This is a genomic window from Streptomonospora sp. PA3 (assembly GCF_009728995.1).
In the GTDB taxonomy this organism is placed as follows: Bacteria; Actinomycetota; Actinomycetes; order Streptosporangiales; family Streptosporangiaceae; genus Streptomonospora.
Genome location: NZ_VTZW01000008.1, coordinates 545,798 through 557,639, shown reverse-complemented (window position 1 = coordinate 557,639; position 11,842 = coordinate 545,798). Strand labels below are relative to the sequence as shown.

Annotated in this window: 11 protein-coding genes; 6 read left to right on the top strand and 5 right to left on the bottom strand. The window is 73.0% G+C overall.

Annotation, left to right across the window (positions count from 1 at the left end; all coding sequences use genetic code 11):
* Positions 1 to 66: 66 nt before the first annotated feature.
* From FZ103_RS08325 to FZ103_RS08310, 4 genes are all read left to right on the top strand, one after another.
* Positions 67 to 1,083: a polysaccharide lyase family 1 protein gene (locus FZ103_RS08325; protein WP_155999998.1), complete on the top strand. Its 1,017-nt coding sequence runs from the start codon at positions 67 to 69 to the stop codon at positions 1,081 to 1,083.
* A gap of 328 nt (positions 1,084 to 1,411) precedes the next feature.
* Positions 1,412 to 2,959, top strand: coding sequence for a sodium-dependent transporter (locus tag FZ103_RS08320; protein WP_155999997.1), 1,548 nt, complete (start codon positions 1,412 to 1,414; stop codon positions 2,957 to 2,959).
* A 2-nt stretch (positions 2,960 to 2,961) separates the two neighbouring features.
* A complete protein-coding gene (locus tag FZ103_RS08315; protein WP_155999996.1) occupies positions 2,962 to 3,063 on the top strand; it encodes a methionine/alanine import family NSS transporter small subunit in 102 nt (33 codons plus the stop codon).
* A gap of 217 nt (positions 3,064 to 3,280) precedes the next feature.
* Complete coding sequence (locus FZ103_RS08310; protein ID WP_155999995.1) at positions 3,281 to 3,988, top strand: RDD family protein; 708 nt, start codon at positions 3,281 to 3,283, stop codon at positions 3,986 to 3,988.
* Positions 3,989 to 4,098: 110 nt separating this feature from the next.
* On the opposite strand, the gene FZ103_RS08305 is transcribed toward FZ103_RS08310, so the two are convergent.
* The 5 genes from FZ103_RS08305 to FZ103_RS08285 all read right to left on the bottom strand — a co-directional run bounded on the left by FZ103_RS08305 (position 4,099) and on the right by FZ103_RS08285 (position 9,636).
* Entirely contained in the window at positions 4,099 to 6,684 is a 2,586-nt protein-coding gene (locus tag FZ103_RS08305; RefSeq protein WP_155999994.1) for a penicillin acylase family protein, read from the bottom strand.
* Positions 6,685 to 6,752: 68 nt separating this feature from the next.
* Complete coding sequence (locus tag FZ103_RS08300; protein ID WP_155999993.1) at positions 6,753 to 7,547, bottom strand: DNA polymerase beta superfamily protein; 795 nt, start codon at positions 7,545 to 7,547, stop codon at positions 6,753 to 6,755.
* Between the two features lie 175 nt (positions 7,548 to 7,722).
* Positions 7,723 to 8,046 carry a hypothetical protein gene (locus FZ103_RS08295; protein WP_155999992.1) on the bottom strand — a complete coding sequence of 108 codons (324 nt, stop codon included), beginning with the start codon at positions 8,044 to 8,046 and terminating at the stop codon, positions 7,723 to 7,725.
* Positions 8,047 to 8,279: 233 nt separating this feature from the next.
* Positions 8,280 to 8,576: a SelT/SelW/SelH family protein gene (locus FZ103_RS08290; RefSeq protein ID WP_155999991.1), complete on the bottom strand. Its 297-nt coding sequence runs from the start codon at positions 8,574 to 8,576 to the stop codon at positions 8,280 to 8,282.
* 76 nt (positions 8,577 to 8,652) lie between these two features.
* Entirely contained in the window at positions 8,653 to 9,636 is a 984-nt protein-coding gene (locus FZ103_RS08285) for an LLM class flavin-dependent oxidoreductase (protein WP_186355997.1), read from the bottom strand.
* Positions 9,637 to 9,940: 304 nt separating this feature from the next.
* Here FZ103_RS08285 and FZ103_RS08280 point away from each other — a divergent pair, with 304 nt between their 5' ends.
* Together FZ103_RS08280 and FZ103_RS08275 are read left to right on the top strand one after the other, a co-directional pair.
* Positions 9,941 to 10,534, top strand: coding sequence for a TIGR03086 family metal-binding protein (locus FZ103_RS08280; RefSeq protein ID WP_155999989.1), 594 nt, complete (start codon positions 9,941 to 9,943; stop codon positions 10,532 to 10,534).
* Between the two features lie 111 nt (positions 10,535 to 10,645).
* Positions 10,646 to 11,842, top strand: a complete 1,197-nt coding sequence (locus FZ103_RS08275) for a zinc-dependent alcohol dehydrogenase (RefSeq protein ID WP_155999988.1) — start codon at positions 10,646 to 10,648, stop codon at positions 11,840 to 11,842.

The following is an 11,842-nucleotide window of genomic DNA, read 5'->3' as shown; positions in this document are numbered from 1 at the left end:
AACCGGGAACCGTCAGGCCGGCCCGGACGACCGGGCCCAATCCCTCCCCGCTAGGAGACCCGAAGCATGCACAGCACGAGCAAGCACCGCCGCCCCTCCCGCACCCGGGTGTTCGCCTGCGCCGGCGCGTTCGCCGCTCTGGGCGCCGGAGCCGCACTGATCGCCGCCGCCCTTCCCTCCTCGGCCGCACCCGGCGCCGAGGCCGCCGCCGTCTCCGCCGCCGCGCAGGCGGCCGATTCGCCGATGGGGTGGGCGAGCCAAAACGGTGGTACGACCGGTGGGGCCGGCGGTGCGACCGTGAGCGTGGACACCGCCGCCGAACTCACCCGCGCCGCGGCCGCCGAGGGCGCGGCCGTCATCGAGGTCCACGGCAGCATCGAACTGTCCGGCATGAACGACGTGACCTCGGACAAGACCATCATCGGCGCCGGCTCCGGCGCCACCGTCACCGGCGGGGGCCTCGACGTCGACGAGGCCCACAACGTCGTCATCCGCAACCTGGCCTTCGCGAACTGGGACGACGACGCCATCAACGTCCAGGACGGCTCCACCAACGTCTGGATCGACCACAACAGCTTCACCAACGGCTCCGACGGCGCGGTGGACATCAAGCGCGAGTCCGACTTCGTCACCGTCTCCTGGAACCACGTCTTCGACCACGGCAAGTCGATGCTGCTGGGCCACTCCGACGGCCACACCGCCGATGACGGCCACCTGCGGGTGACCTACCACCACAACTACTTCGACGGCTCCCAGAGCCGGCATCCGCGGGTGCGCTTCGGCGAGACCGTCCACGTCTACAACAACTACTACCGCGGCAACAGCGGCTACGGGGTGGCCTCGACCATGGACGCCGGGGTGCTGGTGGAGGACAACTACTTCGAGAACGTCGAGAACCCCACCCACGTGGGCTACGCCGACTCCGATCCGGGCCGGCTGGTGGCCCGCGGCAACGTCTTCGACGACTCCGGGCGGCCCGAGACCGCCGGCAGCGTGGCCGAGGTGCCCTACGCCTACAGCCCCGACGCGGCCCAGGACGTGCCCGCCGTCGTCACCGCCGGCGCCGGACCCGGCAACATCTGACCCCCTCGACCGAGTAGGGACGGGCGTCCGATCCCGCCCCCAGGACCGGACGCCCAGGCAAGCGGGGCCCGCCTCTCCTCCGGCGGGCCCCGCTCCGCTGTGTCCGGGGCCGCCGCCGCCCGCTCGCCCTCCCGGCCGCGCCCGCCCGCCGCCCCCGCGCGACACGCCGGGATGTCTAGGTTCCCGGTACGCGGGTACAGCCGGTTCAAGCTGGTGGGCGGGTCGAGCTATAGGGTGGCGCAGCGCCGGCCGTACCCGCCCCCTCCATAAGAGAAGCGGCCCTGCGGCCGGTTCGTCGTCACCCCGGCCAGAAAGGTAGGCACTAGCGATGTCACAACAGAACCGCGAGCAGTGGGGGACCCGGACCGGGTTCCTGCTCGCGGCGATCGGTTCGGCCATCGGCCTGGGAAACATCTGGCGGTTCCCCTACGTCGCCTACGACAACGGCGGCGGCGCGTTCCTGATCCCCTATCTCGTCGCGCTGCTGACCGCCGGCATTCCCATGCTCATCCTGGAGTACGCGATCGGCCACCGGTTCCGCGCGTCCCCGCCGGCGGCGTTCCGGCGGCTGTCCCGGCCCGCCGAGGCGCTGGGCTGGTGGCAGGTGGGCATCTGCTTCGTGATCTCGGTGTACTACGCCGTCATCGTCGCCTGGGCCATCCGCTACGCCGGCTTCTCGATCACCCAGGCCTGGGGCGAGGACACCGAGGCGTTCCTGTTCGGCGACTTCCTCCAGGTCGCCGAGGCCCCCGGCGCCATCGGCGGGTACAACGCCGGCGTCGCGGTCCCGCTGATCGCGGTGTGGGCCGTGGTGCTGGTGGTGCTCGCGCTGGGTGTGCGGCGCGGCATCGAGTGGGCCAACCGCATCTTCATCCCGCTGCTGACGGTGCTGTTTTTGATCCTGGTGGTCCAGTCGCTGTTCCTCGACGGGGCGCTCGCGGGCCTGAACGCGTTCTTCGAGCCCGACTGGTCGGCGATCACCGACGGCAGCGTGTGGGTGGCCGCCTACGGGCAGATCTTCTTCTCGCTGTCGGTGGGCTTCGGCATCATGATCACCTACGCCTCCTACCTGCGGCGCAAGTCCGACCTCACCGGGTCGGCGCTGGTCGCGGGCTTCGCCAACAGCTCCTTCGAGCTGCTGGCGGGCATCGGCGTGTTCGCGACCCTGGGCTTCATGGCCGCCGCGGCGGGCGTGCCGATCAGCGAGGTCGCCACCGACGGCCTCGGCCTGGCCTTCGTCGCCTTCCCGCAGATCATCAACAACATCCCCTTCGCACCGGGGCTGTTCGGCCTGCTGTTCTTCGTCTCGCTGGTGATCGCCGGTTTGACCTCGCTGGTCAGCATCGTCGAGGTGGTGATCTCGTCGGTGCGGGACCGCACCGGGCTGGGCCGGATGCCGGCGGTGCTGATCGTCGGCGGCCTCATCGCCGTCGTGTCGATCGTGGTCTTCCCGACCGACCAGGGCCTCTACCTGCTGGACGCGGCCGACCACTTCATCAACCAGTACGGCATCGCCCTCGCCGGGCTCGTCATCGTCGTCGTGGTCGCCTGGGCGCTGCGCCGGCTGCCGATGCTGCGCCAGCACGCCGAGTCGACCTCCACGGTCCCGCTGCGGGTGTGGTGGGCCATCGCGCTGGGCGTGATCACGCCGGTCGTGCTCGGCTGGATGATGTGGGACAGCCTGCAGGCCGAGTTCGCGCAGAACTACGAGGACTACCCGACCTGGTTCCTTAACTCGGCCGGCTGGGGCGTGGCGATCGGCGTCATCGTGATCGCCGTCCTCGTCTCGCTCATCCCGTGGAAGCGCCGCGCGGGCGACGCCGACGACAGCAACGTCACCGTCGCCGCGGTCGACGACAGCGGAAAGGGGCAGTGATCATGTCCACCGGAGCCATCGTGATGCTGGTCGTCTCCATCGTGATCGTGTGGGGCGGCCTGGCGGCGGCGGTGATGCACATCCGCCGCCACCCCGAGGAGTAGGGCTCCCGCGCCTGCGGCCGCCTCGGAGCCCCGATCGGGCCTCCGGGGCGGCCGCCTCTGTTCGGGCGGGCATCACCGTCCGGCCGGATCGAAAGCGGGGAACCTGTGGAAGAATTCCGGCGTAGCGCCCGACCCGGCCCGATGCGCCGCGAAGGCAGGCGTGCCGGCGGGGGCGGGCGCCGCGGTCCCGTGCCACCGCCGACGAGGAAGCCCCCTCATGAGCAACCCCTACGGAAACCAGCCGTACCCGCCCGAGTACGGCTCCGGCGGCCACACTCCTCCCGGTCAGGGCCACCCGCCCGGGTTCGCGCCGCCTCCGCCGCCCGCCCCCTACGGTGCGCCCGCGGGGCCCGGGCTCGGCCCCGGTTCCCCGTACGGCCACCCCGCTGCGCCGGTGTTCCCGCCCACGGCGAGCTGGGGAGCGCGCGCCGGCGCCTTCCTCATCGACTGGTTCATCTCGGTGGTCGTCTTCCTCGTCCTGCTCTACGGCCCGATGTTCCTGCTCATCTGGCTGCTGGACCCCGACAACAGCGACGCGGGGGAGACCGCGGTGATCTTCTCCATGCCGGTGATCATGCTCATCGCCGCCTTCGCCGCGTTCGCCTACTTCTGGATCCCCCACGGCCGCAGCGGCATGACGCCGGGCAAGCGGGTGTTCGGCCTCAAGGTGATCCTGATGAAGACCGGCGAGGCGCCCCCGATGGGCCTTGCGGCGGGCAGGCAGCTCGTCGCCCTCGCGCTGGCGACGGTCGGGTGCGTGGGTTTCCTGGTCGACATGCTGTGGCCGCTGTGGGACGAGCCCTACGGCCAGGCCGTGCACGACAAAGCGGTGGGCACCCGAGTGATCAACGTCCGCGCCGCCGGCGCCGGCCCCCAGGCCGCCGCACCCGCCGCGCCGCCCCCGGGGACGGGCGGCTTCTACTAGAACCCCGCTGAACCCTCCGCAACGATCCTGTACCCGTGGTCCTTGCGCGCGATCACGCGATCACGCGATCACGGGTGACCACCGGTACACGACCGCCGCCGCTGAGCGGGCTAGGACGGGCGCAGCCGCAGCACGTGTTCGGCGCGCCGCTCCACGGCGTCGCGGGTGAAGGGCATGGGCACCGTCTCGCCGCGCGCCCACAGCGGCGTCTGGTCCTGGTGGTTGGGGTGGAAGGCGTGGCCGGAGGCCCCGGTGAGGTCGATCCAGCGGGCCGCGTCCAACTCGGCCATGTCGATCGCCATCCGCATCGAGGGCACCGTCGTCACCGCATAGCCCTCGGTGCGGTCCCAGCCGGTCGCGTTGACCGTGCTGTCACCGCCGGACGCCGCCACCGGGCTGCCGTTGAACAGCCATTCCATCGGGCCGATCCCCGAGGACCCCAGCGACGGGTGGGGGACGGTGAGGGTGTGCAGCTCGCCCCAGCGCCAGTCGGCCGGATCGGCGCCCAGGCGCTCGCTCAGCTCGCCGGCGGCGCGCCGCATGGCCTCGCTGAGCACGGCGTCGCGCCCGTCGGCCGCGGCGCCGTCCCACCAGGGGGAGCCGGGCTCGTCCAGCAGCCGGTCCACGACGAGCCAGGAGCGCGCGCCGCCGTCAATGGCGTGGTCGGGGCCGAGTTCGTCGAAGAGCAGGTCGAGCAGGTGGTTCCAGGTGGCGTTGTAGAAGGCCGCCGCCGCGGAGTCGGCGTCCTGCTGGAGGTCCCAGTCGGCCAGCAGGTCCTGCGCCCGGGCGGCGGTTCCCGGCACCTCGGCCTTAAGCAGGTGCGGCACCACGGCGCGGGCTCCGCTGTTCTGGTTGTCCAGTTGGATCCGGGCCATGTCGGCGGTGGTCAGGTCCCCCTGCTCCACGGCCCGCCCGAGCAGGGTGTTGATCCGCTCGGAGCGGTAGCCGTAGGCCCAGTCGCGGGTGAGCAGGTGCGCGTAGTCCGACCCGATCGCGGCCTGGTTGGCGGTCACGATGTAGCCCGACTCCGGGTTGCGCACCACGGGAAGTTCGTCGAAGTCGACGAAGCCCGTCCAGTCGTAGTCGGAGTCCCAGCCCGGCGCGGGCCAGCGGCCGTCGCCCGCGCCGCGCACGGGGATGGTGCCGGGCGCCTGGTAGGCGATGTTGCCCTCGGTGTCGGCGTAGACGAGGTTCTGCGCCGGCACCTCGAAGGAGCGGGCCGCGTCGCGGAACGACGCGAAGTCCTCAGCGGCGTTCATGTCGAAGATCGCGTCCGCGGTGGTGCCCGGCTCCAGCGCGGTCCAGCTCAGCGCGACGCCGTAGCCGCCGCCCGGCGCGTCGGCGGCCTGCTCGGCGGGCTCGCCGTCGGCGCCGACCGGCGGGCGGGCGCCGATCTCGCGCAGCTCCAGGGCGGCGCGGGCGTCCGACAGCAGCGGGCCGTGCCGGGTGGAGCGGACGGTGAAGGACACGTCCTCGCCGCCGGCCACCTTCACGGTCTCCTTGCGGGTGCGCAGCGGCTCGCGCTCGCCGTCGACGATCGCGGCGCCGTCCTCGATCCGCTCCAGGTACAGGTCGGCCACGTCGGGGCCGAGGTTGGTGAACCCCCAGGCGATGTCGGCGTTGTGCCCGATGACGACGCCGGGCAGTCCGGCGAAGGAGAAACCGGTGACGTCGAAGGGGCACTCCGGGGTGACCTCGGCGCAGTGCAGGCCGGTCTGGTACCAGACGGAGGGCATCTGCGCGCCCAGATGGGGGTCGTTGGCCAGCAGAGGCAGCCCCGAGCGGGTGTGCTCACCGGAGACGACCCAGGAGTTGGAGCCCAGACCGGGGGACTCGGGGCCCAGCATCGGCGGCAGCCGCTCCAGGTCCGCGCCGACCTCGGCCAGCACCTCGGCCGCGGGCCGCGGGGGCAGGGCCGCGTCGCCGCCGCCGGCGGATTCCCCGGCGCCGCCGCTCTCGTCCGCGTGGAACTCGCCGCCGCGGATCTGCCCGCCCTCGACGATGGGCCGGTGCTCCTGCTCGGGATAGGGCGGGTACAGCTCCTCGATGCGCTCGCGGTCGATGCCGGAGGCGAGCAGGGCGGCGCGCTCGGACTCGTGCTGCATGTTGCCGCGCAGGTCCCAGGCCATGGCTTTGAGCCAGGCCAGGCTGTCGACGGGGGTCCACTCCTGCACCCGGTGGTCGGGGCTCATCGCCGCGAGCACGGCGAACTCCACCCCCAGCTCGCCGCCGTCGCGCCGGTCGAGGTAGGCGTTGACGCCCTCGGAGTAGGCGTCGAGGTAGGCCCGGGTGGCGGGCTGCAGCAGCTCGTACTCCTGCTCGGCGACGCGCCGCCAGCCCATGGTGCGCAGGTAGACGTCGGTCTCCATCTGCTCCTCGCCGAACAGCTCGGCCAGCCGCCCGGCGGTGGTCATGCGGTTGAAGTGCATCTGCCAGAAGCGGTCCTGGGCGTGGACGAACCCCTGCGCGCGGAACAGGTCCTCGGGGGTGTCGGCGTAGATCTGGGGGATGCCGTAGGCGTCGCGGTAGACGGTGGCACCGCCCTCCAGCGCGGGCAGCGCGATCTCCCCTTCGGTGTCGGGGAAGGCGCGCTGCACCGCCCACCAGCCCGTGCCCGCGGCGGCCAGCGCCAGCGCCGCCACCGCGGAGAGGACGACCAGCGACCACCGCCTGAAACGTGTTCTACTTCCCGCCATGCGCCGACTCTAGACGGGACCGGGTCGTGCGGTCGGAGCCGGGTCGGCCGGTCGGGGCGCAGAGGGGATCATTCGGCGACCGCCAGGGGCGCGCGGGAGCGCCAGTGGCGCTGGTAGGCCTCGACCAGCCAGGCGTCGGCCCAGGCGTGGTCGGGGGCCTCGGGCAGGTCGGCCGTCGCCAGCAGCGCCGTCAGCCGGTCCTCCAGTCCGGCCGCGGCCTCCAGCGCCTCCTCCAGCGAGTGCTCGCCGCGGCGCAGTTCGCGCAGCCACGTCGCGCGCGGCTCGGGCATGGGCAGCGTCAACCGCCCCGTCTCCAGCAGCTCCACGCCCTGCACCCCCAGCCGGACCATGTGGTAGGCGAACTTGGTGTCGAAGCCGTGGACCTCCACCAGTTCGGGCCGGTTGGTGTGGCGGCCGCCGCGCCGGCCCAGCAGGCTGTCGCGCTGTGCGCACAGGTAGCCCAGGAAGCGGTGGCCCACCCGGCGCGACAGGATCCGTCCGGCGGACTCGCGCAGCTCGCGGCCCAGAGGTGTGGCCGCGACGATCTCGTGCTCGGGGACGAACAGGGGCAGCAGCACCGTGGGGTTGCCGTCCAGCGCCAGCCGCATCCACTTGCGCAGCGAGTACACGGTCAGATCCAGGTCTCCCGGCCCGGAGCGCACGCCTTCGGGCCGGGTGCGGAAGATGTACTGCTCGAAGGAGCCCAGGCCGATGACGTACTCGGGCGGCTCCACGCAGATGCCCATCTCGTCGCGGTCGTCCTGGTCGTCGACGGTGATGCCGTGCACGCCCGAACCCACCTGGCACCGCAGGATGGTGCCCTGTTCGGCGATGCGGGCGGATTCTGCGCTGGAGTGCTTCATCGCGGGCTGCCCCGTTCGGTTCGGTGCAGGGGGAGGGGAGCGCGCCCGCCGCCCGCGGGGAGGCAGGGTGCGGGTCAGGGGGTGCGCGCTCCCAGCCTGCACCGCCCGGCGCGCGGATCGCCACCCCTTTGTGGGGGTTTTCCGCGGTCGCGCGGGCTTTCCCCGCGGGCTCGATTCAGTCCTCGGCCCCCGACTCGTCGCGGGGGCGGGGAGCGCGGGGCCGGCGGATCGCCACCTGCCAGGCGATCACGCAGTAGCCGGAGACGGTCAACACCGAGGCGGCCAGTCCCCACGCCGCGAAGACGCCGAGGAGGCCCGCGCTCCCGCAGTCGTACTCGGGCGGGTAGCTGGCGAAGGCGCGCGTGCAGCCCAGCGGCAGCAGCTCCAGGGCGAAGTAGCTCAGCAGGCCCCCGGCGCCCAGGGCCGTCGCTCCCAGAACCCAGGCGATCGACAGGAGTATCAGCGCTGCGAAAAGCCTGCGGGCCGTGTTTCGGATCATGGTGCCCCTCGGGTCGGGCCGTTACCTCCTCGGGCACGGCCCGGCCGCGGGGCCGCGCGAGGACTCCGGGTCGAGCGTTTCAGGGGTAGGGAGCGGATCTCGAACTCGGACGTGCGCTGCCGCGATTGAAACACACAGGACGATTCCCGGCACGCCGGGCACGCGCCGCCGCACGGACGCCGGGGTGCGGCGGCCGGGTCGCGCGGGCGTGTGCGCCGCCGCTGCGGCGCTCCTCAGGGCTCCCAGGTGCGCCGCTCGGAGTGGCCCAGGCTGCGGTGCGGCGCGATGCGGTCGCGCACCAGCCGCTTGAGCGCGGCCAGTTCGGGGAAGCCATTGCTGCGGGCCCGCGAGTACAGCAGCTCGCCGTCCAGCCGTATCTCGAAGATCCCGCCGGTGCCCGGGATCAGCGCGACCTCGCCCAGCTCCTCCTGGAAGGTCGTCAGCAGCTCCTGGGCCGTCCAGGCGCCGCGCAGCAGCCAGCGGCACTGCGTGCAGTACTCGATCTCCAGGCGGGGCGTGTTGGTCGTCATGGCTCCATCGTGCCAACAGCGGCGCGGGTGCGGGCGCACCGCCCGCACCCGCCGGCAGCGTGCGGCAGCGGCCCTTTCAGGACAGGTCCATCGCCTTGGCGACGAGCTCCAGGGTGCGCAGCCGGCCCTCGACGGTCCCGGCCTGCGGGGCGATGATCAGCTCGTCGGCGCGGGCGTGGCCGGCGAACCACTCCAGGTACTCCCTGACCTCGCCCGGGTCGCCCACCGCCGAGTACCTGGCCATCTGCAGCACCTGCCGCCCGGCGGGGGAGTCCAGTGCGGCGTCGGCCTCCTCCGCGGAGATCGGGCGTCCGCGCGCCAGCAGCTGCTGGGCCATGCGCCGCTTGGCCCGCCGCGACTCCTCGGCCGCCTGCTCGGAGGTGTCGGCCGCGGCGACGTTGACCCCGGCGATGACGTAGGGCTCGCTGTGGCGCTCGGAGGGGGTGAACTCGCGCCGGTAGAGCGCGACCGCCTCCTCCAGCGCCGCGGGCGCGAAATGGGAGGCGAAGGAGTAGGGCAGCCCCAGCTGCGCCGCGAGCCGGGCGCCGAACAGCGACGAGCCCAGGATGTAGAGCGGCACGTCGGTGCCCTTGCCGGGGATGGCGTCGACGCCGGGGATGCGGGACTCGCCGATCAGGTATCCCTGGAGCTCCAGGACGTCCTGCGGGAAGGTGTCGGCTGAGGAGGGGTCGCGGCGCAGCGCGCGCATCGTGTTCTGGTCGCTGCCGGGGGCGCGGCCCAGTCCCAGGTCGATCCGGCCGGGGTGCAGCGTGGCCAGCGTGCCGAACTGCTCGGCGATCGTCAGCGGGGCGTGGTTGGGCAGCATGACGCCGCCCGCGCCCAGCCGGACGCGCTCGGTGTGGGCGGCGATGTGGGCGATGAGCACGCTCGTGGCCGACGAGGCGATCGTGGCCATGTTGTGGTGTTCGGCGTACCAGATCCGCCGGAATCCCAGCTCGTCGGCGCTCTTGGCCATGGACAGGCTGGCGTCGAGGCTGTCGCGGGCGGTCATGCCCTCCGAGATGTGCGCCAGGTCGAGCACGGAGATCGGGACGGACACGGGCGTGGGCCTTTCATCGCTGCGGCGGCACCCGGTGCGCGGCACCGGGCCGAGGCGGTCGGTCGCCTCGTCGACGTCTCGACCAACAGCGCGGGGCGAGGGGTTTGTTCCGCCCGGTCGGGCAGCGGCGGCATGCCCGACACGTCCCCGCGGCCGCCCGGGTGTCGGCACCGGCGGATCGCCGATCCGCTTTACGATGCGTGGTGCCGTACCGCGCGGCATCGCCGCCGCAGTGCGGCAGGCAAGCACGGCCGGCACCGGCCGGCGGAAGTGACGGCGGCGTCCGTGCCGCGGAGGAGACGCGATGAGCACCATTCCCGACCTGGAACCCGTGGCGAACCGGATGAGGGAGGCGGCCCAGGGCGTGCGGGAGGACGACCTCGGCGCGCCCACCCCCTGCGCGGAGATGTCCGTGGGCGACCTGCTCGACCACGTCCTCTCCCTGTGCGAGGCGTTCCGCCGCGCCGCCGAGAAGTCCTCCTCGACCGCCGAGACCCCGCCGGAGCCCTCGGCGCAGAACCTGCCCGAGGACTGGCGCGGCGAGCTGGACCGCCGGCTCGACGCCCTGGTGGCCGCCTGGCGCGATCCCGCGGCCTGGGAGGGCATGACCGCCGCGGGCGGGTTCGAGCTCCCCGGCGAGGCCGCGGGCACCGTTGCGCTCAACGAGCTGCTGCTGCACGGCTGGGATCTCGCGCGGGCCACCGGCCAGGCCTACATCGGCGACCCGGCCAGCGTGGAGGTCGGCTACTCCTTCGTCTCCTCGGTCCCCGCCGACGACCCCAACGCGCGGGCCGGACTTTTCGGCCCGGTCGTGGCGGTGCCGGCCGAGGCGCCGCTGCTCGACCGCGTGCTGGGGCTCAGCGGCCGCCACCCCGACTGGTCCCCGCCGCTGCCCTGACCCGCCCACCGCGCCTCGCCCGCGTTTGCGCCGCCCGCGTTTCAGGGGGTGCTCTCGGGCCAGTGGAACCGCGACGGCAACTGCGGGAAACGGCGAAGGGAAACCCGTCCCATGCGAGCGGTGACATGGCAGGGCGTGGAGGACGTGCAGGTGCGGGACGTCCCCGACCCGGGGATCGAGCGGCCCACCGACGCGGTCGTCGAGGTGACCTCCACCGCGATCTGCGGCTCGGACCTGCACCTGTACTCGCCCCTGGGCGCGTTCATGGAGCAGGGCGACGTCCTGGGCCACGAGGCCATGGGGGTGGTCCGGGAAGTCGGCTCGGAGGTCACCCGCATCTCGCCCGGCGACCGGGTGGTGATGCCCTTCAACATCTCCTGCGGGAACTGCCACATGTGCCGCAACGACTGCTACGCCCAGTGCGAGACCACCCAGGTCCGCGAGTACGGCAAGGGTGCCGCGCTGTTCGGCTACACCAAGCTGTACGGGCACGTGCCCGGCGGCCAGGCGGAGTACCTGCGCGTGCCCCAGGCGCACTTCGGTCCGATCCGCGTGCCCGAGGGCCCGCCCGACGAGCGCTTCCTCTTCCTGTCGGACGTGCTGCCCACCGCCTGGCAGGCCGTGGACTTCGCCGACATCCCGCCCGGGGGTTCGGTGGCGGTCGTGGGGCTGGGCCCCATCGGCCAGATGTCCGCGCGGATCGCCCGCCACCGGGGCGCCTCCCAGGTCTTCGGCCTGGACTCGGTGCCCGAGCGGCTGGCGATGGCCGAGCGCCACGGCGTCACCGCCGTGGACACCGGCCGCGAGAACGACCCGGCCGGGCTGGTGCGCGACCGCACCGAGGGCCGCGGACCGGACTCGGTGATCGACGCGGTGGGCATGGAGGCCCACGGCGCGCCGCTGGGCAAGGCCGCCCAGGCCATGGCCCAGCTGCTGCCCGACGGCGTGGCCCAGAAGCTGATGGAGCGGGCCGGGGTGGACCGGCTGGCCGCCCTGCACCTGGCCTTCGACCTGGTGCGGCGCGCCGGAACCGTCTCCATCAGCGGCGTCTACGGCGGCCAGGCCGACCCGATGCCGATGATGGACCTCTTCGACAAGGGCGTGCAGATCCGGATGGGCCAGGCCCACGTGCGCCGGTGGACCGACGACATCCTGCCGCTGCTGACCGACGCCGACTCCGATCCGCTGGGCGTCGACGACCTCACCACCCACGTCGTGCCGCTGGACCAGGCGCCCGACGCCTACGACAAGTTCCAGCACAAGCGCGACGGCGCGATCAAGATGGTGCTGCGCCCCCACGCTGCCTGA

Bases quoted from the DNA above. Each gene is read 5' to 3' on its own strand.
- FZ103_RS08325 (WP_155999998.1), top strand. From the start codon at position 67: ATGCACAGCACGAGCAAGCACCGCCGCCCCTCCCGCACCCGGGTGTTC.
- FZ103_RS08320 (WP_155999997.1), top strand. From the start codon at position 1,412: ATGTCACAACAGAACCGCGAGCAGTGGGGGACCCGGACCGGGTTCCTG.
- FZ103_RS08315 (WP_155999996.1), top strand. From the start codon at position 2,962: ATGTCCACCGGAGCCATCGTGATGCTGGTCGTCTCCATCGTGATCGTG.
- FZ103_RS08310 (WP_155999995.1), top strand. From the start codon at position 3,281: ATGAGCAACCCCTACGGAAACCAGCCGTACCCGCCCGAGTACGGCTCC.
- FZ103_RS08305 (WP_155999994.1), bottom strand. From the start codon at position 6,684: ATGGCGGGAAGTAGAACACGTTTCAGGCGGTGGTCGCTGGTCGTCCTC.
- FZ103_RS08300 (WP_155999993.1), bottom strand. From the start codon at position 7,547: ATGAAGCACTCCAGCGCAGAATCCGCCCGCATCGCCGAACAGGGCACC.
- FZ103_RS08295 (WP_155999992.1), bottom strand. From the start codon at position 8,046: ATGATCCGAAACACGGCCCGCAGGCTTTTCGCAGCGCTGATACTCCTG.
- FZ103_RS08290 (WP_155999991.1), bottom strand. From the start codon at position 8,576: ATGACGACCAACACGCCCCGCCTGGAGATCGAGTACTGCACGCAGTGC.
- FZ103_RS08280 (WP_155999989.1), top strand. From the start codon at position 9,941: ATGAGCACCATTCCCGACCTGGAACCCGTGGCGAACCGGATGAGGGAG.
- FZ103_RS08275 (WP_155999988.1), top strand. From the start codon at position 10,646: ATGCGAGCGGTGACATGGCAGGGCGTGGAGGACGTGCAGGTGCGGGAC.